This is a genomic window from Rhodoferax sp. P1_F3 (assembly GCF_056405715.1).
Window position 1 is genome coordinate 187,223 of the sequence record NZ_JBFUBO010000002.1, and the last position, 22,780, is coordinate 210,002.

Consider the following 22,780-nt stretch of genomic DNA (forward strand, 5'->3'; position numbering starts at 1 on the left):
CATCAACTTGAAGCACACAGAATATCCCGCACTGTACCAAGCTGCATCAGACCTCTCCGAACGAAGTCAGAACGCCTTTTTTTATGCTTTTTTCTCCCACATGGCATTGCTAGCCATCGCCTCTGCAATATCTATTGCAAATTCGTCGAGTGCAGAGGTGGCGATTTCCCAAGCTTTCGTTCTTTTGGGAGCACTTGGCTGTGCTGTCTATCTCTTTTGGGGGCGACCGGACCGCCATTGGTATTCAGGACGTGCGGTAGCAGAGTCCATCAAAACTATAACTTGGCGATATATTTCTAAAGCAGAGCCATTCAATGAATCTGATGAAATTTCCACCCATTACTTCAAACAAAAACTGCAAGCAATTTTGGATCAAAACAAAGATGTTGCAGGCTCGCTGAATACTCATCTCGAAGGCTTGCCAGTCTCAACTGAAATGACCCGTCTTCGAGGACGAGCAACGAACGATCGCTTGACCTACTACCAAACTCATCGGATTGCGGAGCAACAATCTTGGTATGCAAAAAAAGCCGGTAGCAACAAGAAGAAGGTTACGTATTACTTTTTGGCACTAATCATCACAATTGTTTTATCAATAGGCTTTTCTATTTCCAAGATAGCCTATCCCACTGTCGCCTATTGGCCGACTGACTTCTTCGTCACCGTCGCAGCCGGACTGTTGAGTTGGATTCAGGCGAAACGGTATCAAGAATTGTCTGTTTCCTACTCGCTAACGGCGCACGAAATTAGCTTAATTCGGCAACAGACGAAGCAAGAAATGGAAGATAAAGAATTCTCAGACTTTGTTGGTGATACAGAAAATGCCTTTTCTCGTGAACATACTCAATGGGTTGCTCGAAAAGACCAGCAATAGATTTTTTTGGAGACATTTGTGAGTGAAATTGATAGCAATCCCAAGCCAAGCGACAAAGACGAAGCTAGAAAGCCTCGTACTCCAATGGTTTTTATTAGTCACGATACACGCGATGCCGAGATTGCAGAGGCATTCAGCAAGCTACTATCGAGCGTAAGCGCAGGTGTACTCAAATCTTTTCGCTCATCTGACAGAAAAGGCAATCAAGGCATGGAGTATGGGATCGAGTGGTATCCAGCGATCATGAAAAAACTTGAGGCGGCGTCTGACGTTGTTTGCTTACTCACACCAAACAGCATAAATCGCCCTTGGCTACTGTACGAGGCCGGCGTAGCAAAAGGGAAGTTGGAGACCCCAGTTCACGGGCTAGCATTGGGGATCCCATTGACAACTGCTAGTTCGGGACCATTCGCACAATTTCAAAACTGTGATGATGCGGAAGATTCCCTAACGAGGCTTGTTATGCAACTTGTCGCTCGCATTCCGAATGCTGAGCCTGATCGTGACATAGTGAAAGGCCAAGTTCAGGCATTTAATAGCCGAGTAGTTTCTTTGCAAACCTCCGACTCTGAATCTACAGATATTGAATCTGACGAAAGCAACTCGTCGGATGCCGTTGCCAAGATGTTCGAGGAGATCAAAGTGATGTACCAAGATCTTCCAATCAGAGTTGCTCGTAGACTCGATCCGGATCGAGTGTCAGAAATCAGACGACGACGAGGGTTTCCAAATCCTCGAATTTTTGAGGAAATCGCTGATTTCAGCTCTCGTGAACGGGGCGATCCAGTCGTCTTGTTGATGGTGCTTAGCCAGTTTCGAGACGAATTGCCTTGGCTTTATGAGGTTGGGACAGAGGTGTATAGGAAGATAAAGGCCTCAGACCCAGAGGCTCCTGATGAAATAAAGCGTTTGATGAGAACCATCGAAATAGTTATGCATCACCCGCTCTTCAGGGAAATGGGCTTTTCTTCGAAGAGGAGACAAGAAGAAATCGAGGATAGTTTTATGTTTTTGCGGCACTACATGGAGCGTTGGAGCTAAAGCAGCTGGTCGGCACCGCTGCGAAGAGTCGCCCGGCTGGCGCGTCAACGATGTGGGCAAGCTCTTCCAGACCCACCTGCGCGACCCGGATAGCAACAAGATTGCGCCCTGCATCGCCCACTCGAGGTCTAGCGCTACATATTTCGTAGCCGCTTGCGCATAATCCACGAGGGCTATGCGCCAATTCGACTCACAAAACCAGCGTTTGCACGCCCCTCACGTTGGCCGCAAATTTCAAGGATTTCCCCCCTGCCCCAACTTTGCCAATAGCTCTGTCATGCGCTTCTGCCGTGTTTCCGCCCGCTTGGCGCTGGTGAGCCGGTAATAGATGGAGAACAGGTGTTGCCGCTTCAGGGTCGTGTAGAAAGCGTGGGCAGCTGGGTCCTGTTGCAGCGCCGCCAAAAAGTCTTCGGGTATCTCCATGGTGGCGCTGCCGGCGTAGGCGCTGTCCCAGCGCCCGGCCTTTACATGCGCTAGGCCGGGGGCTTGCATGTGGCCTAGCGCTATCAGCCGCTCGGCATGCTGCACGTTTTTCTGCGACCAGTTGGATCGCGCGCGGCGCGGCGTCAGGCGTTGCAGAAACGAGGTGTCGTCCAGCGCGTTGCGCACGCCGTCGATCCAGCCCCATGCGATGGCGGCCACCACGCAGTCTTCCCACGTCACGCTGGGCAGGCCGGTGCCTTTTTTGAAGATGCGCACCCACAGCTCGGTCTCGCTGGCGTGGTTGGCCTGCAGCCAGGCGTGGAGCTGCTCGGGTGACTCAAACGTGTGGTGCGCCTTATTGCTCATGAATTGATAGCTGCTTGCGCAATAGCTACCGGGGCTAGCGGCTTATTTCACTATCGATCCCAGACCACTCCGCAAGTTTCTGCTGCAGCTCTTCTTTGCTCGGCAAATAGAGTTGGTATTCCCGGGCGTGGATGTTCGCGTCTTTGGGCAGGGTGATTTCTACCAGCGCCTCGTGCTTCTTCTTGCACAGCACGATGCCTACTGTGGCCGCTTCGGCATCGGTTTTGACGTGGCGGTCAAAGTAGTTGACGTACATCTGCATCTGGCCCAAATCTTGGTGCGTGAGCTTGCCGATCTTCAGGTCGATCAGCACATAGCAGCGCAGCAGGCGGTTGTAAAACACCAGGTCCACAAAGAAGTGGTCGTCGTCAAAGGTGAAGCGCTTTTGGCGCGCTTCAAACAGAAAGCCCTTGCCCAGCTCCAACAAGAAGTGTTCGATCTGGTTGATGATGGCCGCCTCAAGGTCAGACTCTGAAAACCGGGCCTGCTCTGCCAAGCCCAAAAACTCCAGCACCAGCGGTTCTTTGAGCAAATCGCTTGCTTGGCTGACGATTTGCCCTTGCTGGGCCAGTTGCCGAATGCCGTCTTGGTCGCGGCTCAGGGCCAGGCGCTCATACAGGCCGCTTTGGAACTGGCGGCGCAGTTCGCGCAGCGTCCAGTTTTGGTTGGTGGATTCGATTTCGTAGAAGCTGCGTTCATCCGCCTTTTTGATGCCCAGCAGGAAGACGTAGTGGGACCAGCTGAGGGAAAACGGGCGGTTTTTGGTGGTGGCCAATAGGTCAGACAGTGTCTGACCTATTGGCTGCTTTGTCCGAGTCTCGAATAAGCCAGACGCTGTCTGACCAATTCTTTGGGCGTGCAGTGCATAAAACTGGCGCATGAGTTTGAGGTTGGTGACTGAGAAGCCGCTGCCAAATTCGGCAGTCAGGCGTTCAGCCAAGCTCTTGAGCATTTGCGTGCCGTATGCCGCCCGGCCCTCGCCTTGCTGTTCAAACTCAACGATGTGCCGACCAATCTCAAAATTGGTGTGCACCTGCACCAGATCAACGCCACGGGCGACCGTGTTGCGAGCGGACTCAATCAGCGTGCGGATGTTGGCAAACAGTGTGGATTCGGCGTTGTCTGCGGCGGGAACGCTCGGCGTTTTCTTCATGGCTGCTCCTGAAACAAGGGCTTGTGTCGCCTTGTCTTTATACTGTATTTAAAACCAGCCTTCCATCCACTACCAACGCATACCCCGTACTCCGCCCGCCGCCCTCCAGCCTGCGCAGCACGCCGCGCTCCAGCAGGTCGTTGATGTCGCGCAGCGCCGTGTCTGCAGAGCATTTGCCAATGGCGGCCCACTTGGCGTTGGTGAGTTTGCCCTCCATACCGTCCAGCACGCGATTCAGCACCAGCGTTTGCCGTGCGTTCATGGGCGTGCCCGCCCAGCGCTGCCAGAACTGCGCCTTAATCAGCACGCCGGCCAGCAAGCCATCAGCCCCCTGCACGGCGCGCAGCAGGCAGGCCAAAAACCAGTCCAACCAGGGCGTGACATCCAGCGTGCCGCGCTGGGTGGCTTCCAGCTGGTCGTAATACTGTTTGCGCTCGCGCTGTATTTGGGCGCTGAGGCTGTAGAACCTTTGGGCTGTGCCCTCTGCACGCGCCAGCGCCATGTCGCCCACGGCGCGGCTGATGCGGCCGTTGCCGTCGTCAAACGGGTGCAGGGTGACGAGCCACAGGTGGGCCAGCCCCGCGTGGATAAGCGCGTCGCCTGCGGGGGCGGCGTTAAACCATTGCAGAAAGGCAGTAGTTTCTGCGGGTAGTGCGGTGGCGGGTGGGGCCTCAAAGTGCACTTTTTCTCTGCCCACGGGGCCAGACACCACTTGCATGGGGCCTGCGGCGTCGTTGCGCCACGCCCCCACCTGGATGCGCACCCGGCCGCTGTAGCCGGTGGGGAACAGCGCTGCGTGCCAGCCAAACAGGCGCTCGGCCGTGAGCGGCTGGGCGTGCTGCTGGGTGGCGTCCAGCACCATGTCGACCACGCCATCCACGGTGCGGTCGGCTGGGGCCAACGCGCCAATGTCCACACCCAGCCTGCGGGCGATGGAAGAGCGCACGGCGTCCAGGTTGAGTGCCTCGCCTTCAATGGCGCTGGTGGTGATGACTTCTTGGGTAAGGGCTTGCAGCGTGGCCTGGTCGCGCTGCGCCAGCCCCAGCTCGGCCATGCGGCCCGCCAAATGGCCCTGCGCGCGGTGCACCTGCGCCAGCGGCGCGGCCAGCGTAGCCGCGTCAAACCGCCACTGCGGCCAGTCTGGGCGCTGCCAGAGGTAGGTGCGGCGGCGTGGGGGCTTTTCAGAAAACATGCGGCGATTATGCGACATATTCACCGCTTTATATGCGGTGAATGTTGCGCTTATTCACCGCAAACCTTCTGAATTTGCTACGGTTTTAGTAGCTTCTGGCGCAGACTCTACGGGGGCTAGCGACCGATATGGCTTAGATTGTCTGCAGCAATCTGCCGGAAGCCGGCGGATATGCGCGCATCGGCACTGGCGGCCGCCCAGAAGCTGCGGGCCAGGGCCAGGGCCTGTGGCCATTCGGGCAGGGTGGCGGCGGTGGGCTGCAGGGGGCGCTGTGCAAAGTTGCGGGGCACCAGCTCGCCGCCCACGGGGGCGTAGAGCATGGGCAGCATGTCGTAGGCGGGGGCCAGGGCCCAGTCGTCATCGTCCAGCAGCAAGGAGATGTTGCCGTAGTGCCGGTCGGTGTTGGCAATCAGCTCGCCAAAGGCCTCTAGCAGGCGCAGGGTGCGCGCATCGGCAGGGCGCAGCAGCCCGCGCTCTTGCATGCGGTTGGCGGTGGCGGCCCAGTTGTCCATGGCGCCCACGTACTCGGCGTCGTACACCATGAGCGACACCATGCCGATGCGCCCCAGCCCCAGCGGGTTGGCGGCGTTGATGGGCGTGCGGTCAAAGCGCTCCACCTCCAAAAACACGCGGCCCGCGCCCGCGCTGATGCGGCTGGTGGCGGCGGCAATGCCGGCACTGGCCAGCGTTTGCAAGGCCAGGTGTTCGCAGACCAGCAGGTCGCGGGTGCGCTGGTCGGTGGGGGCGTCGCCTGCGGGGGAGAACTTGACCAGCACATGGCGGGGCACATCCCCCGATGCATCTGCGCTGCGGCCGACGATGGTGCAAAACTTGGGCTGCTCGCCCCCGGCGGAAGAGCCGCCCATGCTGCCCTGCATGGCCGCATCGGCCAGGGCCGGGTAGTCCGCGATGGACGCCGCGCGGCTGGCCCGCTGGGGCAGGCTGTGAAAGCGGGCAAACGCCGCCTCGCCCACCACCAGGTTGCCGGGCAGGTCGTCGCCGCACAGGGCCAGGGCGCGCAGCACGTCGTCGTCGCTCCAGAAGCGGGGGTCGTTGCCCAGCTGCAGCTCGGGGTGGGTGCTGGCAAAGGTGCGGCCCATAAAGCCCTGGGGGCGCATGTCGTCCAGAAACCAGGGCAGGCCGTCAAAGCGCTTGGAGAGGCCGTCTTCTTCGTCCACCCACACGGCGCCCTTAGCACCCACGCCCACCAGGGGCACCATGCGGCCGAACGGGCTGGGCTGGCCCTGCGCGTTGATGCGCATGACCGGCACGCTGCGGCCCACGTCGCGCACGGTGCGCGGCAGCACATAGCGCTGCTTGCGGGCGGCGCCCACCTTTTGCACCTCGCCCGCCTGAATGAGCGGGGCCAGTGCGCGAGACACGGTGGGCTGGCTCACCTGCAGCGCCGTTTGCAGCTCGGCACTGCTGAGCGCCCCGCCCTGGCGGCGTAGGGCTTGCAAGATGCTGGCGGAGAGGTCTGGGGCGGCGGCCATGAATGATTATATGAATAGATTTATTTTCGTAAATCTCTTTTTAAATCAATCATTTAAACCTTTTTTTGAATAGATATTTATGCAGAAAAATCAAGGCCAACTCCTCTCTAGCCATACCCGGTGGCCGCCAGCGCCACTTGCATATCAGGCAGCTCCCGCAGGACAGCGGGGGTGGTACCCAGCCAACGGCGAAATTCGTGGGTCATGTGGGCTTGGTCCACGTAGCCCCAGTCGGCAGCAGTTTCGGCGAGTGTGGCGGCCTGCAGGGGTGTTTGTGCTGGTACTTGCGCAATGGCACGGGCTGCACGACGCACGCGGGCCAGGCGCTTCCAGTAGGCCGGCGGTTGGCCGGTGCCCGTGCTCACCACGCGCTGTAAGGTGCGCTCGGCCACCCCCAGTGCGCGGGCTGCGTGGGCCACGCTAGGGCTGTCGGCCAGGGCCAGCAGTGCGTCGTGTATCGGGGCGTCTAGCCGTATGCAGTCGTGCAGGATCGGCAAGATATCGGCGGCATCGCAGCCGGGCCGCGCAGCCACGGCGGCCAGCAGGCGCGCCCGGTCTATCGAGGTGCCCGGCTGCATGCGATAGCCCGAGTAGCGCTCATCCACAGTGCCCGGCACGTCGTAGCGTTGGTCGGCCAGGTCCGTCACAAACCACTGCGGGGCTTGGCCCGGTAGGGCGTGCCAGATGAGGTCGCAACAGCCGTCGGGCACCACGGTGGTGGTGTGGGCGGTGCGGGCGTGGTGTTGCCAGATGTCGACGGTGGCGGTGTACAGGGCCATGGGCCCATTGTGCCTACGCCATGCCGCGTGTCGGGCGGCTGCGAGGTGGCGGTTTTTTACAAGACGGAGGCTGGCACCCGGCGTATCGTGCGGGCTTTACGCAACTCCAAGAAAGCTTTGCCATGCAATTCGGCTACACCATTCTCTACGTGCCAGACGTGCCCGCAACACTCAAGTTTTATGACGCTGCTTTTGGCTTGAAGACACGTTTTCTGGCCGAGGGGGGCGACTTTGGCGAACTCGAAACGGGTAGCACGGCCCTGGCTTTTTGCTCCCACAGCCTGTTGCAGCAGATGGGCAAGACCCCCCAGGTGGCCGACCCCGACAAAGCCAGCTCCGAAATCGCGCTGTGCACCCCAGACGTAGCCGCCGCACTGGCGCGCGCGCTGGCGGCGGGTGCCACGCTCAAGCACCCCGTAGAAACCATGTCCTGGGGCCAGACGATTGCCTATGTGGCCGACATCAACGGTTTTTTGGTAGAGCTGTGCACGCCCATGGGCTGAACGAGCCGATTTGGCTGCAGCCCTTATTTCACCGGAATGGGTAACTCGGCCGGCACCGGCACCGCCGTCACGTTGTTTTTGGGGCTGCCGTCGATGATTTTGTCGGAGTACACCAGATAGACCAGGGTGTTGCGCTTCACGTCCACCATGCGCACCACGCGCACGTGCTTGAACAGAAAGGAGGCGCTGGCCTTGAACACTTCGTCTTGCTTGTCGATCTTCTCTTTGAAGCTGATGGGGCCCACCTGGCGGCAGGCCACGGCGGCGTCTGACGTGTCTTCTGCCAGGCCCAGCGCGCCAGCGTAGCCGCCGGTTTTGGCGTGCGACAGGTAGCAGGCCACGCCTTCCACCGCCGGGTCGTCAAACACGTCGACCACCACCTTGTCGTTGGGGCTGAGCAGTTTAAAAGTGGTGCTGACAGCGCCCACGGTCTCGGCGCTGGCGGCCAGCGCAAGGCTGCTGAGCAGCAGCGAGGCAAATAGTGTTTTCATTGCAAACTCTCTTGGTTGAAATAGGGCGGGTGCTTCATTGTGTGCCCATGCACACATGGGCCAACAGCGTATCACCGGCTCATGCAACAGCTGGGCAAGAACCCGCTGGAGGTAATGCCCTGGGGCCAGACGATTGCCTATGCGCATGGCCGCAGTTCACGTTTGATGCAGTTGCCGTGGCCCCGGCGCTAGACCTGGCCCGGCTAGAGCAAGGCCGCTTGTTGGGACTGCTGAGCGCCATTGGGCTGGAGCAGGCCAACGCGGTGCAGCGCGAGCTGTGGGTGCAGGAGGCACTGGCCACTGCCGCCATTGAGGGCGAGCAGCTCAATCTTGAATCCCTGCGCTCGTCGGTGGCGCACCGGCTTCAATTGGCGGATGCGCCGGGCTCTGACCGTTCAGTGGAAGGCTTGGTGCAGGTGATGGGCGACGCACTGGCCAACCACAGCGCGGCACTGGACTTGGACCGGCTGTGCCGCTGGCAGTCGGCGCTGTTTCCGGGGGGCACGTCGGGCATCTCGCGCATTGCGGTGGGGCGCGTGCGCGACCACGCTGACGCCATGCAGATCGTCAGCGGTGCGCTGGGGCGTGAGGTGGTGCACTACGAGGCACCGCCTTCTGTAGAGGTAGCTACTGAGATGGACCGTTTTTTGGTGTGGTTTGAAAGCACACGCCCTGCTACGGGTGCCACTGCGGTGAACGGCATTGCACGGGCGGCTCTGGTGCACCTGTGGTTTGAGTCCATCCACCCGTTTGAGGACGGCAATGGTCGCCTGGGCCGCGCCCTGGCAGACATGGCGCTGGCGCAAGACATGCACGCGCAAGACCCACAGGCCAGCCCGGCGCTGGTGCGGGTGTATGGCATGGCGCACCAGATGCTCAAAACCCGCGCCGCGTATTACGACGCGCTGAACTATGCGCAGCGCCTACGCGGCATAGCGCCCGAGGCAAGCGCGATTGATGCAACACCGTGGGTGCAGTGGTTTGTGCAGGCGTTTACCCGCGCGTGCATTACCAGCCAAGCCGTGGTGCGGGACGCTACGGACAAGGCGCAGTTCCGGCTGCGGGCTGCGCAGTGCCAAACCAATGAACGCCAGCGCAAGGTGCTGGAGCGCCTGCTGGAGGCCGGGCATGCAGGCTCGGGTGGTTACGCCAAGATCACTGGCACCTCCAAAGCCACCGCCACCCGCGACCTGGCTGATCTGTTGGCCAGTGGCTTGCTGCGCGTGGAAGGCGTGGGCAAGGCCACGCGCTACGCGGTGAACGTGCCGGGCTGGGAGCAGCCTGCGCTCAAGGGTTGAGCGGGCGGCGGCTGGCGCAGTGGGGCTTGGCGTACTATTCCCACGGTTTCAATAAGAGGAGACAGGCATGTTCAGTCACGTGATGCTCGGTGTGAGTGATCTTGAGGTTTCCAAGAAGTTTTACGACGCGCTCTTGGGCACGCTGGGCATTGGCCCCGGCATTGCCAACCACAACGGTATTTGCGGCCGCTACTTTTACCGCAGCCCGGCGGGCAGCTTTGGCATCACCGAGCCGCTGAACGGCGAGCCAGCCACCTTTGGCAATGGCAGCACCGTGGGTTTCAAGATGGAATCGCCAGAGCAGGCCGATGCCTTTCACGCGGCGGGCGTGGCCAACGGCGGCACCAGCTGCGAAGAGCCACCCGGCTGGCGCGACAACGGTGTGGGCAAGCTGTACCTGGCCTACCTGCGCGACCCCGACGGCAACAAGATTTGCGCGCTGCACCGCCCGCCCAAGCCGGCCTGAGCGGCGGTTGGTATTGTTCGTCCCATGCACGCTCCCTCTGCCCGCGCACTTGGCGCGTTTGTAATGCTCACCTTCTTTAGCTCATTGCTCAGCGCCAAGCCGCCGGGCGACTACCCCCACCTGTACGAGAACACGGCCGCATCGGCCACGCTGGAGGCGCGCATGGTGCTGCGCGGCCATGTGGATGGCCTGTTCGCCATTCCGCGCACGCGGCAGGTGGTGGCCGCGGCCGGGGGCTACCTGTGGAAGTTCAGCGCGCAGGGGGAGCTGCAGGATTCGCTGCGCGAGCCGTCGGACCTGTTCACCTCGGGCGTGGCGTTCACACCGCTGTATTACATCGACTGGGTGTTCACCGGCGACCGACAGCGCAAGGCCTATGGCCCGGCGCTGAACGGCAACGCGCTGAGCCCGGCCGCGCTGCGGGCCACACTGGACAAGGCGGATGTGGTGGAGTTTGGCAACACCGACACCACGGCCTGGGCCTATGTCTGGAAGGCGGGCAAGGCGCAGATCATGGACATCACCGCCCACCACGAACAGGTGGACGACTACTGCAACCAGCGCACCCACTCGGCCGAGGCCCTGCGCTGGAAGGCCACCTGCCTGAATGAGTACAAGACTCGGCCCCAGGCCTGGCAAGAGGTGGAGCCCGAGCAGTTTCAGGGCTACGATGACAGCCCGCCCCCGCGTGCAAACGTAGTGGACTTTGACCGCCGCAAGTACTACCTAGAAGAGGGCATTGGCGGACAGCTGTTTGGCGCCACCATAGGCCGCGCGCTGAAGGCGTGGGGCGTGCCAGGCGGGCTGCCTGAGCGGTATTGGTTTGGCGATGCCTACACACAGCTGCGCGTGGGCAAGGAGGTGATCAAGTTCAAGGCCTTTGTGGCCAATGCGCGGGGCGGCTACCGCTTTTCCGACATGAGCTGGTGGAACCCCGCGCCCACGGTGTCGGGCGCCAGCCCCTGGTTTACGCAGCACATGCGGACCTACATGGAGCGTTCGGGCGAGTCGGCGCTGCTGCCCTATTACGAAAAAGACATTGGCCTGTATGTGGTGCGCCCCAAGGGCACGGGCCAGCCGGCCGCTGCGCAGGGGCTGATGCCCGAATGGCGCCCGGTGTTTGAAGGGCCCAAGGCCAATGGTGCGGCGGTAACAGGCATGGTGGAGTTTGCCGCGCAGACACCCGCAGCCGCGCCTGCGCACTACTGGCTGCGCGCGGCCAAGGTGAAGCACTATGCGGACCAGGGCCCCACGGTGGACGTGATGGCGCTGTGGCCCAGCCTGCGCCAGGTTCCCACGGCGCTGGTGGTGCACTGGAACAAGTCGTACGACGAAGAGACCACGGTGCTGCGCGTGGCGTTGGACGTGGAGGAAACCACCACTGCCTTCAACACGCTGCGCACCAGCAAGGTACAAACCACGCCGCTGGAGCTGGTGGTGCAGGTGCCCGATATCAGCGGCCCCATGGGCGGCATGCAGGTGCTGTTGAAGAGCGGCAGTAACGCGCTACCGCTGACCAAGGCGCGCTTTACCTATGTGATGAAACCGCCGGTGGAAAAGATCTCGGCCCAAACGCTGCGCGACCAGTTGCAGGCCGCCAGAATGGCAGCCAAGGTGCCGGGTGCGGCAGGCCTGCCCGTCTTCCTGAAGCTTGCTCAGACCTTTGCGCAAGACAAGGAGAACGCCGAGGCGCTGGCCCCCAACGTGACGGCCTCTTATGCGGAGCTGATCAACGACTACAACGGGCAGAAAGACTTCAAAGCCGCGGGCATGCTGGTGCGCCACTACCTGAAAGAGGTGCACCCGCACATTGGCCACTACAGCAAAGACCCCGGCCAGCCCTACAACATCACCGTCATCGCCAGCCAGACGCTCGCCATCTACAGCCAGCTGCTGCCGCAAGACAAGGACCTGGTGCCCGCGGTGATGGCCACGCTGATAGGCCCCAAGTTTGACCCGACCAAGCAGACCAACGGCACGCTGATGTACAACTTGGCTTGCTACTACGCCGTGGCCAGCGACAAGCCCCACATGCTGGAAAGCATCACCGCAGCGCGCCGCCTGGGCAAACCCACCTCGCAGTTCATGGCCGATACGGACTTTGAGAAGTACTGGAAGGATGGGGAGTTTTTGAAGGTGCTGGAGGAACAACCCTGAACCGGCAAGTGGTGACAGGTTGTCACCACTTGCAGCGCACAATGTCTTCACCATGCGCCGTCGTTTTTTTCTTGTAACCCCGCTTTGCCTGCCGCTCACCCGGCCAGCATGGGCGGAAGAGCCCGAGGCCGAAGACCAGCCCGCCAAGCTGCCTAGCTACAAGGTGTCCAGCGCGGCGTTGCAGTCGGCGGTGGGCCAGCGGTTTCCGCTGCGCTACCCTGTGCCGGGGCTGCTGAATCTGGATGTGCAGGTGCCCACCCTGCGCCTGCTGCCCGCGCAAAACCGGCTGGGTGCCGAGGCGGTGGTAGAGGCCGCAGGCCCCGCGCTGAACCGCAGCCACCAGGGCACGCTGGAGGTGGAGTTTGCACTCCGCTACGAAGCCAGCGACCGCACGGTGCGCGCGCACCAGCTGCGCCTGAAGCGCCTGCAGTTCCCCACCCTGCCGCCCGCGGCCATGGCGCTGATCAACGTGTATGGCCCGGCCCTGGCCGAGCGCGTGCTGCTGGAGGTGGTGGTGCACCGCATGCGAGCGCAAGACCTGGCCCTGCCCGACGGCCTGGGCATGCAGCCCGGCAGCATCACTGTGACGGATGAAGGGCTGACGATTGGGTTTGTGCCCAAGCCGTTGTCTTGATGCCCCAGCCAACGGTGCGTGCGTAGATCAACGGGGAGTAGCCATGCTGTAACCTTTTGCTTCGCCGCCGGTATAAGCATGGCAACTACCATCGCGCAGACCGTGGACATCAACGAACAACTGAAACGCATACGACAGGGAGACCGCAACGCATTTGCGCCCGTGGTGGTGCATTTTCAGGGCCCGTTGTTTTATTACCTGGCACGCATGGGCCTGAGCCAAGGCGTGACCCAGGAGATCGCACAGGAAACCTTTCTGCGCGCCTGGACCCATCTGGGTGAGTACGACCCGCAACGTGCGCAGTTTTCCACCTGGCTATTCACCTTGGCGCGCAATCTTGCACTGCATGCGCTGGACAAGGCCGCCCACCAAAACGAACACGGCGCGGGCGATGCGTTGCCCGAACAAGCCACCCCTGCCCTGGGGCCGGCCGATACGCTGGATGCCGCGCAACGGCGCAGGCGCTTGCAACAGGCCATGCGGGCACTCTCGGTGCAAGACCGCAGCGCACTGGCGCTGGCCTACTTTCAGGAACTGGATATGGCGGCCATTGCGCGCATAGAGAACTGCTCGGTAGCCGCCGTCAAGGTGCGCTTGCACCGGGCCAAACAACGGCTGCGCGAACAACTGGAGATTTCCCATGCATGACGACGACGCACTTGATGAGTTGCTGCGCGAAGCGCCGCTGGACGTTCCCCCCGATTTCACAGCCCAGGTGATGGCCGTGGTGCACCAGCACCCCATGCCTGTCTGGGTTGCTGCATCCGCACCGCGCCAGCGCTGGCGCATGTGGGCGCAATGGCTGGTGCTGCTGGGCAGTGTGGCCGCCGGGTCCCTGCAGCTGGCAGGGTTTGTTTTAGGTATCTGGACTGCCGCTGGTGCGGCGTAATGAAGGAGAGCAGTGATGCACACGCTTGATCAACCTCGCAAAGCCGGCTTTGCCGTGCTCATGTCCATGGTGCTGCCGGGCTTCGGGCAGCTCTACAACGGGCAGCCGAACAAGGCGATTTATGTGTTTTTGGCATTCGTCCTGTTGCTGATCCCCGGCTTGGCACTGGTGGCGGTGTATTTGCCAGCGGGCTGGGTGGTGCCCGTGGGTGCGCTGGCGACGCTGGCCACCGTGGCGCTGTGGGTTTACGGCATGGCGGACGCATGGCGGAACGCGCGGCGCCTGGCCGAGTACACTCCGCGCCCCTGGCAACTGGGGGGCACCTATGCGCTGGTCTTCTTGGCATGCAATGGCTTGGCGTTGCCCTTGGCCATCAGTTATGTGCAGAGCCATGTAGTGGCTTCGTACCATATTCCATCCACCAGCATGGAGCCGAGTGTGCGCATGGGTGACGTGCTGTTTGCCGACAAGCGCTACAACTGCCCGGGCTGCCAGGTGGCGGTTCAGCGGGGCGATGTTGCCATCTTCACCTACCCCAACAACCGCACGCAGAACTACATCAAGCGCATCGTGGCCCTGCCGGGTGACAGGGTGCAGATTCAGGGTCGGCAGGTGCGTGTGAACGGCACGCTGCTCACACAGCAAGAGACGCCAACCGACCATGGCTGGCTGGTCACCGAGCAGTGGCAGGGCCGCAACTGGCAGGTGCAGTGGGACAAAGCCGCCAGCCCCGTGCCGGAAGTGGACATTCAGGTACCCCCAGGCCATGCGTTTGTGCTCGGTGACAACCGCAGCACCAGCCAGGACACACGCCAGTTCGGCACCGTGCCGCTGCCAGACATCGTTGGCAAAGCGCTGCAAATCTGGTGGTCCCGCAGCCATGACGATGGCGTACGGTGGGACCGCCTGGGAATGGTGGTGCGCTGACCATACATTCGTAGATATTTAATCAACTACCCACATGCCGTCGTCCTCGCCGCATTAGTGGGTGCCACGTGGCAAGATAAAACTTCATGAACACCCCAGACATTCCACACCGCAACCGGCCCCACGCGGTGTCCCGCTTGCGCACCGCGCGCCTGGCGCGCAGCGCCAAGCCGTTTCTGGCGCGCGGCGGCATGAAGGCCGAGCGCTGCCCGGACTGCCGCGTGGCGCCCGCACACTGCATCTGCGCGCTGCGCCCCCAAGTGCCCACGCACGCGGGTGTGTGCCTGCTGATGGCGGACATTGAACCCATCAAGCCCAGCAACACGGGCTGGCTGATTGCCGACGTGGTGGCCGACACCTGGGCTTTTGGCTGGGCGCGCACCGAGGTAGACCCCGCGCTGCTGGCCCTGCTGGCCGACCCGCAGTGGCAGCCGTATGTGGTGTTCCCCGGTGAATTTGTGGCCGAGGGGCGGGTGGTGAACACGCTGCGCCCGGTGGCGGAGAGCGCGCCGGGCAAGCGACCCTTGTTCATCCTGCTGGACGCCACCTGGCCCGAGGCACGCAAGATGTTTCGCAAGAGCCCCTATCTGGACCAATTGCCAGTGCTGAGCCTGCAACCCGAGCAGATCTCGCGCTACCGCCTGCGCCGCAGCCGCCGCGACGACCACTTTTGCACCAGCGAGGTGGGGGCCCTATGCCTGGAGCTGGCTGGCGAAACGCGGGCCGCGCAGATGCTGGAGGCTTGGCTGGATGTGTTCAGCGAACACTACCTCCGCGCCAAGAACCAGATGCCGCCGCGCTGGGACAGCGAGGTGCATGCGCGGCTGCAGGCGCTGGGGCAACAGGCCTAGCCGACCTTGCGAAACGTCACATTGACGCGCCGCCGCCCCACCAGCGGGTGGTCGCCATCTGCCACCGGCAGCACGCCATGAAATGCCAGGCGCGACGGGCCACCCCACACCACTACGTCGCCGTGGGCCAAGCGGTAGCGCTGGGTTTTGCCGGTGCGCTGCAGGCCGCCAAACAGGAAGGTGGCAGGCAGACCTAGTGACAGGGACACGACCGGGGCGCGCAGGTCGCGCTCGTCGCGGTCTTGGTGCAGGCCGAGTTTGTTGCCGGGCAGGTACTGGTTGATCATGCAGGAGTCGGGCACGAAGTCGGGGTAGCCCGCATCAAGGGCTGCGTGCACCGCAAAGTCCATCAGGCACTGGGGCATGGCGGGCCAGGGCGCGCGGGTGCGGGGGTTGCTGGTGGCGTAGCGGTAGCCGCCGGGCTCGGACACCCAGCCCATGCTGCCGCAGCGCGTGGTCTGGATGGACATGGTGTGGCCACCCGGTGTTTGCAGATGACGCAGCGGCAGCTGGGCGATGACGGACTCCACCGCGGCCAGCATCTGCACGTCGCCCTCGCGGCCCAGGCCGCGCAGCAGCACCGCACCCGGCGCTAGCGGGGTGCGCAGGTCTTCGGTGGCTAAGGGCAGGTCGTCAAACAGGTCCACGGGGCGGGCGAAAGGCGGGCTTTGAATACTGTATTTTTACACAGTATTCAAAGCGCTTCAAACTCAATGGCGCCACCGGCCTCGTCAAACACGACCAGATCGCCCGTACGCAGCGCGGCGGGCGCAGTGAGCACGCCTTCGCCCACGGCGGCCCAAGCCACTGTGTGATTGGCGGGCGGCACAAAGCGCCAGGTCTCACCGGCCTGGAGGTGCACGCCCAGGTAGGTCATGTTGGACGGCGCGGGGATGGGGCTGGTCTGGCCGCCGTAGCTGCCCAGCAGCACACGGGCCGGGCCTGCATGGGGCACACCCTCGGGGCCCAGGTAGATGCTGTGCGCCTCGGCCAGCTCCAGCTCGGGCGGCATGGCAACCCAGAGCTGGAAGCCCAGCACGCGCTCGGTGTTCTCAGGCGCGCCGGTGTGCCACACGCCGCCACCGGCCATCATCCATTCCACGCCGCCATTGGGCAGCACGCCCTTCGCGCCGTGTTCGCCGGTGGTGTCTTCATAGGCGGTCTGGCCGCTCATCAAATAAGTGAGTGTGGCAATGCCCGAGTGCGGGTGCATGCCAAAGCGGGGCGGCTCACCACCGGCGGGTACTTCAAAACGGTCCAGAAAGATAAAAGGCTTGAGCACCTCCCCCAGGTCACCGGGGCTGACCAGGCGCGTGATGGCGCCATGGCCGCTGCCGCGCGTGCGGTGGACGACAGGACGTTGGACGGTAACTTCAGCGGTGGCGATTGCGGACATGACGGGCTCCTTCAAAGCGGTGAATCAAGCGATGTCGTTAGATTAGGGCTCGCATCATTACTTGTGTAGATGCCACAATTGGCATGAACTATGCCGTTTTTGATAGGAATGACATGCTGGACCTGAACCAAATGGCGCTGTTTGTGCAGGTGGTGCAAGCCGGCAGCTTTGCTGCAGCGTCGCGCCGCTTGGGCATGCCGCCCACCACGCTGAGCCGCCAGGTGGCGCAGTTGGAGGACAGCCTGCAGGCCCGACTGCTGCAGCGCACCACCCGCAAGCTGACGCTGACCGACGCGGGCCGCACGCTGTTTGACCAAAGCGCGGCGCAGATTGCCACGCTGCAGGACGCGGCCAGCGCGCTGGCAGGCAACGACCAGGCCGCCAAGGGCCATGTGCGCGTGGCCGCGCCTTCGGGGTTTTTTGATTACTTTCAGATGGGCTGGGTGGCAGAGTTTTTGGCCGCACACCCCGGTGTGCAGCTGGAGTTTGTACTGAGCGACGGCATGGCGGATTTCATTGGTGAGGGCATCGACGTGGCGTTTCGCGGCAGCGGGAAGTTGCCGGACTCCAGCCTGGTGGCGCGCAAGGTGGCCAGTGGCCATCTGGCGCTGGCCGCCAGCCCCACCTACCTGGCTGCACGCGGCACACCGCACACCGTGGACGACCTGGCGACACACGACTGCATTTGCCCCGCCCACAGCGGCGGCCATGGCACCTGGCGCCTGAACGGACCGCAGGGGCCTGTGCAAGTGGCGGTGAAGGGCCGCCTGGGCGCCAACACCGGCCAGGCCCAGCGCAAGGCGGCCGAGGCCGGGCTGGGCATTTGCCTGCTGCCCATCAACGCCCTGCAGGACAGCGTGCGCAGCGGCGCGCTGGTGGAGGTGCTGCCCGGCGTGGCCAGCGCGCCGGGGGGCCTGTTTGTGGTCTACCCCAGCCGCCGCCATGTGCCACGCGCGGTCACCGCGTTTGTGGAGATGGCGGTGCAGCGGCTGGTGGCGGTGCTTTAGCGCTTCTGGGACAGGGCGCAGTTAGTTCCCGCTTGCGTTCGCTGGCGCACGAAGTTTTGTACCGGCTACTCCCTACAGTGGGTCGGTACCATCAGGAGACCCCTTGCTCGACATCTCACGAAGACAGTTCGCCCACTGCGCACCGGCCTTGCTGGCTGGCGCGCCACTCATGTCTGCGTGCAGTCCCGATGCAAACGCCACAAGCTACGAAGAACTGGCGGCCGCAACGTGGCGCCCCGCGGCCTCGACAGATGCCCACGGCGACGCACTCGGCAGGGAACTGGTTCGCTACGCCACGCTGGCCCCCTCCAGCCACAACACCCAGTGCTGGAAATTCAGGGTTGAACCCCAGACCATTACGGTGCTGCCTGACCTATTGCGGCGATGCCCGGTGGTGGACCCCGATGACCACCATCTGTTTGTCTCGCTGGGATGCGCCACCGAGAATCTTGTACAAGCGGCGTTGGCCCACGGGCGGCTGGCCGATGCCAGCTATGACGCGACCCAAGATGCCGTGCGGATAACACTGGTACCCACGCGCGCCCAAGACTCTGCCCTGTTCCAGGCCATTGCCTCGCGCCAATGCACCCGCGGCGACTATGACGGCAAGCCGCTGTCGACCGCAGACTTGGATTTGCTACAGCGTGCCGGCACATCGACCGGCGTGCGCATGCTGCTGCTGACCGAGCCGGCCGCCATGGAAAACGTGCTCGACTTTGTCGTCCAGGCAAACACTGCGCAGATGGCGTCTGCAGCCTTCATCCAAGAGCTCAAGACCTGGATACGTTTCAACGGCCCACAGGCCGTTCGCACGCGGGATGGTTTGTTCAGCCTCACCTCCGGCAACCCGACCATTCCCACCTGGCTGGGTGAGCTGGCCTTGGGCTTGGTTTTCAAGCCCAAGGCGGAGAACGACAAGTACACGCGACAGATCCGCAGTTCCGCAGGCATTGCCGTGTTTGTGAGTGACGTCGCCGACAAGGCGCATTGGGTGGAGGTGGGCCGCTGCTACGAACGGTTTGCACTGCAGGCCACGGCACTGGGTATCCGCAATGCGTTCCTGAACCAGCCTGTGGAGGTGCAGTCCGTGCGGCCATCCTTTTCCGCGGCGCTGGGACTCGGTGGCCTGCGCCCTGATCTGGTGGTGCGATTCGGGCACGGGCCCACCATGCCGCCGTCACTGCGCAGGCCGGTTCAGGCCGTGCTGCTATGAGCCGCCTCAGTGGGTGGGCATGGGGGCTGGTGGTTGCCGTGACCTTGCTGCTGGCACTGGCTGCCTATGGACGCTCGCTATGGGCAAGCAGGACGCAGACGCTGCTGGATCAGCTGGAGTCGACCCGCGTACCAAAGGCTAGCCCACGCTACGACGCCCGAGAACTCGCGAACCTTCCCGCGCCTGTACAGCGTTATTTTCGGGCTGTGCTTCGGGATGGGCAGCGCGTGGTCAGCAAAGTAACCGTCCAGCATGCGGGCACGTTCAACATGACCGCGCTGGCAAGCCACGATATGTGGATTGACTTCACATCGGAGCAGCATGTGGTGACCCAGCGGCCCGGCTTTGTCTGGAACGCGCGTATGACGCTCTTGCCTGGCCTGGCGTTTTTTGTGCACGATGCCTATGTGGCAGGCGTTGGCACCCTGCAGCCTTCTGTCATGGGGCTTTTTGCCATCCCCGGCCAACAAGGCACCGGCGACATCGCGCGCGGTGAGCTAATGCGCTACATGATGGAAGCGGCCTGGTACCCCACCGCTCTGCTGCCCAGCCAGGGCACGAGCTGGTCGGCCGTGGATGATGTGACTGCGGACGCCACCATGGTCGATGGCGATATCCACATGACGATGCGCTTCACGTTCAATGCCGCAGGGCTGATTGAACAGATTGATGCCGCAGGTCGCGGCGCCATGGTGGATGGCAAGCTGATCGTTCTGCCGTGGCAGGGCCGCCTATGGAATTACCAGGAACGCGACGGCATGCGCGTGCCACTCGATGCGGAAGCTGCCTGGCTTCCGCCTGAAGGCCGCAAAACATATTGGCGCGGAACCATCGTGTCAGCCACGTATGGGTTCGCACCTGTACCCCCCCGCCTCAGCGCAACCGCTCCATGCGCAGCGTGCTCACAAAGCCCATGGCATGGGGCAGAGCCTCCAGCTGTGTCACCACTGCCCGCAGCACACGCTCCTGCACTGGATCTGTCAGCAGCACCAACGCGTTCAGCTCGGAGTCGGTAGCGTGGTCAAACACCTGCATCTGTTGCACGCGCACGCCGGCATCGACCAGCAGACCCATGACCTGGGGCACGGTGCGTCCTGCGCGGGCCACGTCTAGGCGCAGGTACCAGGCGGTCTCCACATCCGCAATGGGCGCCACGGGTAGCGCGGCAATGGCGCTGTGCTGGAACGCCAGCGACGGCACGCGGTGGCGGTGCGCCACCTCTGCGCTGCGGGCCAGGTCCACCAGGTCGGCAATCACCGCCGAGGCGGTTTGCTCCGACCCGGCACCGGCGCCGTAGTACATCGTCACACCCGCGGCATCGCTTTTCACCATCACCGCGTTCATCGAGCCATTCACGTGTGCCAGCAAATGGTCGGCCGCCACCAGCGTGGGGTGCACGCGCAGTTCCAGCCCGTGCAAATGCTGCTTGGCAATGCCCAGCAGCTTGACGCGGTAGCCCAGGCGCTCGGCCAACGCAATGTCCACCGCGTCCAGCGCGGTGATGCCTTCCACATGCACCTGGTCAAACTGCGGGGGCACGCCAAACGCGTTGGCGGCTAGCAAGGTGAGCTTGTGCGCGGCGTCCACGCCTTGCACGTCAAAGGCGGGATCGGCCTCGGCGTAGCCCTTGTTTTGCGCGTCGGCCAGGGCATCTGCAAAGCTCACGCCCTTGCTCTTCATCTCGGACAGGATGTAGTTGGTGGTGCCGTTGATGATGCCGGCTATCCATTCGATGCGGTTGGCGCTCAGGCCTTCGCGCAACGCCTTGATGATGGGGATGCTGACGGCCACCGCGCCCTCGTACGCCACCACCACGCCGCGTGTCTGGGCGGCGGCAAAGATCTCGGTGCCATGCACGGCTAGCAGCGCCTTGTTGGCAGTGACCACGTGCTTGCCGTTGGCAATGGCCTGCAGCACCAGGTTGCGCGCCAGCGTGGTGCCACCCATCACTTCCACCACCACATCAATGTCGGGGTGGTTGACGACCTGAAAGGGATCATCGGTCAGCGCCACATCCTTACCCACGATGGCGGCAGCACGCGCCAGCTTGCGCACGGCAATCATCACCAGTTCCATGCGCCGGCCGCTGCGCGCGGCAATCACCTCGGCGTTGCGCTGCAAGACGGTGTAGGTGCCGGCACCCACGGTGCCCAGGCCCAGCATGCCAATGCGCAGAGGGGCAATGGCGTGCACGGGCGTGGCAGGGGCGTGGCTGCTGACAGCAAAACTAGCGAGATGATCTTGGTACATAAAACTCTCCGAACAGTTGCTAACCCAGCTGCCTATGCTGGGTTGTTCGGGGAGATACACCAGTAGGCAGCCGGAACGGCCACCTGCACGACGCTCAGGCGGCCGTGGTTGTAATGGTGGTAATCATGCTGGCAGCCCTGGCCCGCGCCACAGGCATGGCGTTTAGAAGGGTCAAGCGGAGGCTGCACAACATGGAATAAGCATAGCACGGGCACCTTGCGGGACCGAAGCGGCGACAATCCCCCCATGACCGATAACTACAAAGCCGCAGAACTGGCCCGCGAAGCCGCCCTGTGCGAACCCTGCCGCGGCATCCAGCGCAACTGGCGCCGCGCCCCCGGCCACGCCGAACTGGTGCAGGGCGAGAACCGCAAAGAAGAGCGCGATGGCCGCGACGTCACCGTGACACGCTACCGCTGCGACCGCTGCGGCTCCATCTGGGACTACGAGAACAACAAAGCCAACCAGCGAGCGGGCTGGTCGCTGCCCCGCCGTTAAACGCGGCAGGCCATGAAAGCTCCCCCCAGACTGCAGTCCCTCCTGGAAGAGGGCCTGATCGACACCGTGGTGCGCCAGCTCATGAGCGGCAAGGAGGCCATGGTGTTTGTGGTGCGCTCGGGCGAACAGACGCTGTGCGCCAAGATCTACAAAGAGGCCAATAACCGCAGCTTCCGCCAGGCGGTGGACTACACCGAGAACCGCAAGGTAAAGAACTCGCGCTCGGCCCGCGCCATGGCCAAGGGCAGCAAGTTTGGCCGCCAGGAACAAGAGGCGGCGTGGCAAAGCGCCGAGGTGGATGCGCTGTACCGCCTGGCCGCCGCAGGGGTGCGCGTGCCGCAGCCCTATAACTTTCACGATGGCGTGCTGCTGATGGAGCTGGTGACAGATGCCAACGGTGACGCCGCCCCGCGCCTGAACGATGTGGCCTTCACGCCAGAGCAGGCGCTGCAGCACCACGCCACGTTGGTGGCCGAGGTGGTGCGCATGCTGTGTGCGGGCGTGGTGCACGGGGACTTGTCGGAGTTCAACATCCTTCTCGCAAGCTCCGATGACGTGGACTTCCCGGTGATCATCGACCTGCCGCAGGCGGTGGACGCTGCTGGCAACAACCATGCCCAGCGCATGCTGCTGCGTGATGTGGCCAACCTGCGCGACTTCTTTGGCCAGTTTGCGCCCGCGCTGTTGAAGACCGATTACGGCCCAGAGATCTGGAGCCTGTACCAGGGCGGCCTGCTAAGCAACGAGACGCCGCTGACGGGCCACTACGAGCGTGCGAATGCCGATGTGGACATGGAGGCCGTGCTGCGCGAGATTGACGACGCACGGGCCGAAGACGCCGCACGCCGGCTGCGCATGGCTACTGCTGCACCATAGCGG

At 62.9% G+C, this 22,780-nt stretch carries 24 protein-coding genes and 1 pseudogene; 16 read left to right on the forward strand and 9 right to left on the reverse strand.

The window, feature by feature from the left end:
• Positions 1 to 7: 7 nt before the first annotated feature.
• Positions 8 to 874 carry a DUF4231 domain-containing protein gene (locus AC1DZ5_RS03525; protein ID WP_477886105.1) on the forward strand — a complete coding sequence of 289 codons (867 nt, stop codon included), beginning with the start codon at positions 8 to 10 and terminating at the stop codon, positions 872 to 874.
• Positions 875 to 892: 18 nt separating this feature from the next.
• Complete coding sequence (locus AC1DZ5_RS03530; RefSeq protein WP_477886107.1) at positions 893 to 1,915, forward strand: hypothetical protein; 1,023 nt, start codon at positions 893 to 895, stop codon at positions 1,913 to 1,915.
• Between the two features lie 234 nt (positions 1,916 to 2,149).
• Here the strand turns inward: AC1DZ5_RS03530 and AC1DZ5_RS03535 are convergent, their stop codons facing one another.
• The 5 genes from AC1DZ5_RS03535 to AC1DZ5_RS03555 all read right to left on the reverse strand — a co-directional run bounded on the left by AC1DZ5_RS03535 (position 2,150) and on the right by AC1DZ5_RS03555 (position 7,321).
• Positions 2,150 to 2,704 carry a YdeI/OmpD-associated family protein gene (locus AC1DZ5_RS03535; RefSeq protein WP_477886109.1) on the reverse strand — a complete coding sequence of 185 codons (555 nt, stop codon included), beginning with the start codon at positions 2,702 to 2,704 and terminating at the stop codon, positions 2,150 to 2,152.
• Between the two features lie 34 nt (positions 2,705 to 2,738).
• Positions 2,739 to 3,857, reverse strand: a complete 1,119-nt coding sequence (locus tag AC1DZ5_RS03540) for a PDDEXK nuclease domain-containing protein (RefSeq protein ID WP_477886111.1) — start codon at positions 3,855 to 3,857, stop codon at positions 2,739 to 2,741.
• 37 nt (positions 3,858 to 3,894) lie between these two features.
• A complete protein-coding gene (locus tag AC1DZ5_RS03545; protein ID WP_477886113.1) occupies positions 3,895 to 5,049 on the reverse strand; it encodes a Fic family protein in 1,155 nt (384 codons plus the stop codon).
• A 116-nt stretch (positions 5,050 to 5,165) separates the two neighbouring features.
• Entirely contained in the window at positions 5,166 to 6,542 is a 1,377-nt protein-coding gene (yjjJ, locus tag AC1DZ5_RS03550; protein ID WP_477886115.1) for a type II toxin-antitoxin system HipA family toxin YjjJ, read from the reverse strand.
• A 107-nt stretch (positions 6,543 to 6,649) separates the two neighbouring features.
• Positions 6,650 to 7,321 carry an AraC family transcriptional regulator gene (locus tag AC1DZ5_RS03555; RefSeq protein WP_477886117.1) on the reverse strand — a complete coding sequence of 224 codons (672 nt, stop codon included), beginning with the start codon at positions 7,319 to 7,321 and terminating at the stop codon, positions 6,650 to 6,652.
• Between the two features lie 122 nt (positions 7,322 to 7,443).
• Between AC1DZ5_RS03555 and AC1DZ5_RS03560 the strand changes: the two genes are divergently transcribed.
• Entirely contained in the window at positions 7,444 to 7,824 is a 381-nt protein-coding gene (locus tag AC1DZ5_RS03560; protein ID WP_477886119.1) for a VOC family protein, read from the forward strand.
• 23 nt (positions 7,825 to 7,847) lie between these two features.
• Here the strand turns inward: AC1DZ5_RS03560 and AC1DZ5_RS03565 are convergent, their stop codons facing one another.
• Complete coding sequence (locus AC1DZ5_RS03565) at positions 7,848 to 8,315, reverse strand: CreA family protein (protein ID WP_477886121.1); 468 nt, start codon at positions 8,313 to 8,315, stop codon at positions 7,848 to 7,850.
• 119 nt (positions 8,316 to 8,434) lie between these two features.
• On the opposite strand from AC1DZ5_RS03565, the gene AC1DZ5_RS03570 reads away from it, so the two are divergent.
• From AC1DZ5_RS03570 to AC1DZ5_RS03605, 8 genes are all read left to right on the forward strand, one after another.
• Positions 8,435 to 9,613 (forward strand): Fic family protein, encoded by a 1,179-nt coding sequence (locus AC1DZ5_RS03570; protein ID WP_477887034.1) that lies wholly within the window; start codon positions 8,435 to 8,437, stop codon positions 9,611 to 9,613.
• A gap of 67 nt (positions 9,614 to 9,680) precedes the next feature.
• Complete coding sequence (locus AC1DZ5_RS03575; protein WP_477886123.1) at positions 9,681 to 10,079, forward strand: VOC family protein; 399 nt, start codon at positions 9,681 to 9,683, stop codon at positions 10,077 to 10,079.
• A 24-nt stretch (positions 10,080 to 10,103) separates the two neighbouring features.
• Complete coding sequence (locus AC1DZ5_RS03580; protein ID WP_477886124.1) at positions 10,104 to 12,236, forward strand: TPR end-of-group domain-containing protein; 2,133 nt, start codon at positions 10,104 to 10,106, stop codon at positions 12,234 to 12,236.
• Positions 12,237 to 12,288: 52 nt separating this feature from the next.
• Positions 12,289 to 12,870 (forward strand): DUF1439 domain-containing protein, encoded by a 582-nt coding sequence (locus AC1DZ5_RS03585; protein WP_477886126.1) that lies wholly within the window; start codon positions 12,289 to 12,291, stop codon positions 12,868 to 12,870.
• A gap of 78 nt (positions 12,871 to 12,948) precedes the next feature.
• Positions 12,949 to 13,518, forward strand: a complete 570-nt coding sequence (locus AC1DZ5_RS03590; RefSeq protein WP_477886128.1) for an RNA polymerase sigma factor — start codon at positions 12,949 to 12,951, stop codon at positions 13,516 to 13,518.
• Positions 13,511 to 13,759, forward strand: coding sequence for a hypothetical protein (locus AC1DZ5_RS03595; protein ID WP_477886130.1), 249 nt, complete (start codon positions 13,511 to 13,513; stop codon positions 13,757 to 13,759). The genes AC1DZ5_RS03590 and AC1DZ5_RS03595 overlap by 8 nt, the downstream gene beginning before the upstream one ends.
• A gap of 15 nt (positions 13,760 to 13,774) precedes the next feature.
• On the forward strand, positions 13,775 to 14,686 hold the full coding sequence (gene lepB / locus AC1DZ5_RS03600) for a signal peptidase I (protein WP_477886134.1): 912 nt from the start codon (positions 13,775 to 13,777) through the stop codon (positions 14,684 to 14,686).
• An 86-nt stretch (positions 14,687 to 14,772) separates the two neighbouring features.
• The gene (locus tag AC1DZ5_RS03605; protein ID WP_477886136.1) at positions 14,773 to 15,537 is read left to right on the forward strand and encodes a tRNA-uridine aminocarboxypropyltransferase; all 765 of its coding nucleotides are present in this window, start codon (positions 14,773 to 14,775) and stop codon (positions 15,535 to 15,537) included.
• Here the strand turns inward: AC1DZ5_RS03605 and alkB are convergent.
• Both alkB and AC1DZ5_RS03615 read right to left on the reverse strand, forming a co-directional pair.
• Entirely contained in the window at positions 15,534 to 16,184 is a 651-nt protein-coding gene (gene alkB, locus AC1DZ5_RS03610) for a DNA oxidative demethylase AlkB (RefSeq protein WP_477886138.1), read from the reverse strand. The two genes, AC1DZ5_RS03605 and alkB, sit on opposite strands and share 4 nt — an antisense overlap.
• 47 nt (positions 16,185 to 16,231) lie before the next feature.
• On the reverse strand, positions 16,232 to 16,933 hold the full coding sequence (locus tag AC1DZ5_RS03615) for a pirin family protein (protein WP_477886140.1): 702 nt from the start codon (positions 16,931 to 16,933) through the stop codon (positions 16,232 to 16,234).
• 113 nt (positions 16,934 to 17,046) lie between these two features.
• Here AC1DZ5_RS03615 and AC1DZ5_RS03620 point away from each other — a divergent pair, with 113 nt between their 5' ends.
• From AC1DZ5_RS03620 to AC1DZ5_RS03630, 3 genes and pseudogenes are all read left to right on the forward strand, one after another.
• Entirely contained in the window at positions 17,047 to 17,940 is an 894-nt protein-coding gene (locus AC1DZ5_RS03620) for a LysR family transcriptional regulator (RefSeq protein WP_477886142.1), read from the forward strand.
• A 169-nt stretch (positions 17,941 to 18,109) separates the two neighbouring features.
• A complete protein-coding gene (locus AC1DZ5_RS03625; RefSeq protein WP_477886144.1) occupies positions 18,110 to 19,153 on the forward strand; it encodes an Acg family FMN-binding oxidoreductase in 1,044 nt (347 codons plus the stop codon).
• Positions 19,150 to 19,989 (forward strand): annotated as a pseudogene (locus AC1DZ5_RS03630) (DUF6920 family protein); the annotation flags it as partial. The gene AC1DZ5_RS03625 and the pseudogene AC1DZ5_RS03630, both read left to right, overlap by 4 nt.
• 37 nt (positions 19,990 to 20,026) lie before the next feature.
• On the opposite strand, the gene AC1DZ5_RS03635 reads toward AC1DZ5_RS03630, so the two are convergent.
• Positions 20,027 to 21,403 carry a homoserine dehydrogenase gene (locus AC1DZ5_RS03635; RefSeq protein WP_477886146.1) on the reverse strand — a complete coding sequence of 459 codons (1,377 nt, stop codon included), beginning with the start codon at positions 21,401 to 21,403 and terminating at the stop codon, positions 20,027 to 20,029.
• Between the two features lie 246 nt (positions 21,404 to 21,649).
• Here AC1DZ5_RS03635 and AC1DZ5_RS03640 point away from each other — a divergent pair, with 246 nt between their 5' ends.
• Together AC1DZ5_RS03640 and AC1DZ5_RS03645 are read left to right on the forward strand one after the other, a co-directional pair.
• The gene (locus tag AC1DZ5_RS03640; protein ID WP_477886148.1) at positions 21,650 to 21,901 is read left to right on the forward strand and encodes a hypothetical protein; all 252 of its coding nucleotides are present in this window, start codon (positions 21,650 to 21,652) and stop codon (positions 21,899 to 21,901) included.
• 12 nt (positions 21,902 to 21,913) lie between these two features.
• Positions 21,914 to 22,777: a PA4780 family RIO1-like protein kinase gene (locus AC1DZ5_RS03645; protein WP_477886149.1), complete on the forward strand. Its 864-nt coding sequence runs from the start codon at positions 21,914 to 21,916 to the stop codon at positions 22,775 to 22,777.
• Positions 22,778 to 22,780: the final 3 nt, after the last annotated feature.

Excerpts from the sequence above, each read along its gene's own strand:
- lepB (WP_477886134.1), top strand. The coding sequence starts at position 13,775 with ATGCACACGCTTGATCAACCTCGCAAAGCCGGCTTTGCCGTGCTCATG.
- AC1DZ5_RS03640 (WP_477886148.1), top strand. The coding sequence starts at position 21,650 with ATGACCGATAACTACAAAGCCGCAGAACTGGCCCGCGAAGCCGCCCTG.
- yjjJ (WP_477886115.1), bottom strand. The coding sequence starts at position 6,542 with ATGGCCGCCGCCCCAGACCTCTCCGCCAGCATCTTGCAAGCCCTACGC.
- AC1DZ5_RS03595 (WP_477886130.1), top strand. The coding sequence starts at position 13,511 with ATGCATGACGACGACGCACTTGATGAGTTGCTGCGCGAAGCGCCGCTG.
- AC1DZ5_RS03645 (WP_477886149.1), top strand. The coding sequence starts at position 21,914 with ATGAAAGCTCCCCCCAGACTGCAGTCCCTCCTGGAAGAGGGCCTGATC.
- AC1DZ5_RS03545 (WP_477886113.1), bottom strand. The coding sequence starts at position 5,049 with ATGTTTTCTGAAAAGCCCCCACGCCGCCGCACCTACCTCTGGCAGCGC.
- AC1DZ5_RS03615 (WP_477886140.1), bottom strand. The coding sequence starts at position 16,933 with ATGTCCGCAATCGCCACCGCTGAAGTTACCGTCCAACGTCCTGTCGTC.
- AC1DZ5_RS03590 (WP_477886128.1), top strand. The coding sequence starts at position 12,949 with ATGGCAACTACCATCGCGCAGACCGTGGACATCAACGAACAACTGAAA.
- AC1DZ5_RS03565 (WP_477886121.1), bottom strand. The coding sequence starts at position 8,315 with ATGAAAACACTATTTGCCTCGCTGCTGCTCAGCAGCCTTGCGCTGGCC.
- AC1DZ5_RS03535 (WP_477886109.1), bottom strand. The coding sequence starts at position 2,704 with ATGAGCAATAAGGCGCACCACACGTTTGAGTCACCCGAGCAGCTCCAC.
- AC1DZ5_RS03580 (WP_477886124.1), top strand. The coding sequence starts at position 10,104 with ATGCACGCTCCCTCTGCCCGCGCACTTGGCGCGTTTGTAATGCTCACC.
- AC1DZ5_RS03620 (WP_477886142.1), top strand. The coding sequence starts at position 17,047 with ATGCTGGACCTGAACCAAATGGCGCTGTTTGTGCAGGTGGTGCAAGCC.
- AC1DZ5_RS03555 (WP_477886117.1), bottom strand. The coding sequence starts at position 7,321 with ATGGCCCTGTACACCGCCACCGTCGACATCTGGCAACACCACGCCCGC.
- AC1DZ5_RS03605 (WP_477886136.1), top strand. The coding sequence starts at position 14,773 with ATGAACACCCCAGACATTCCACACCGCAACCGGCCCCACGCGGTGTCC.
- AC1DZ5_RS03635 (WP_477886146.1), bottom strand. The coding sequence starts at position 21,403 with ATGTACCAAGATCATCTCGCTAGTTTTGCTGTCAGCAGCCACGCCCCT.
- AC1DZ5_RS03575 (WP_477886123.1), top strand. The coding sequence starts at position 9,681 with ATGTTCAGTCACGTGATGCTCGGTGTGAGTGATCTTGAGGTTTCCAAG.
- AC1DZ5_RS03560 (WP_477886119.1), top strand. The coding sequence starts at position 7,444 with ATGCAATTCGGCTACACCATTCTCTACGTGCCAGACGTGCCCGCAACA.
- AC1DZ5_RS03625 (WP_477886144.1), top strand. The coding sequence starts at position 18,110 with ATGTCTGCGTGCAGTCCCGATGCAAACGCCACAAGCTACGAAGAACTG.
- AC1DZ5_RS03585 (WP_477886126.1), top strand. The coding sequence starts at position 12,289 with ATGCGCCGTCGTTTTTTTCTTGTAACCCCGCTTTGCCTGCCGCTCACC.
- AC1DZ5_RS03540 (WP_477886111.1), bottom strand. The coding sequence starts at position 3,857 with ATGAAGAAAACGCCGAGCGTTCCCGCCGCAGACAACGCCGAATCCACA.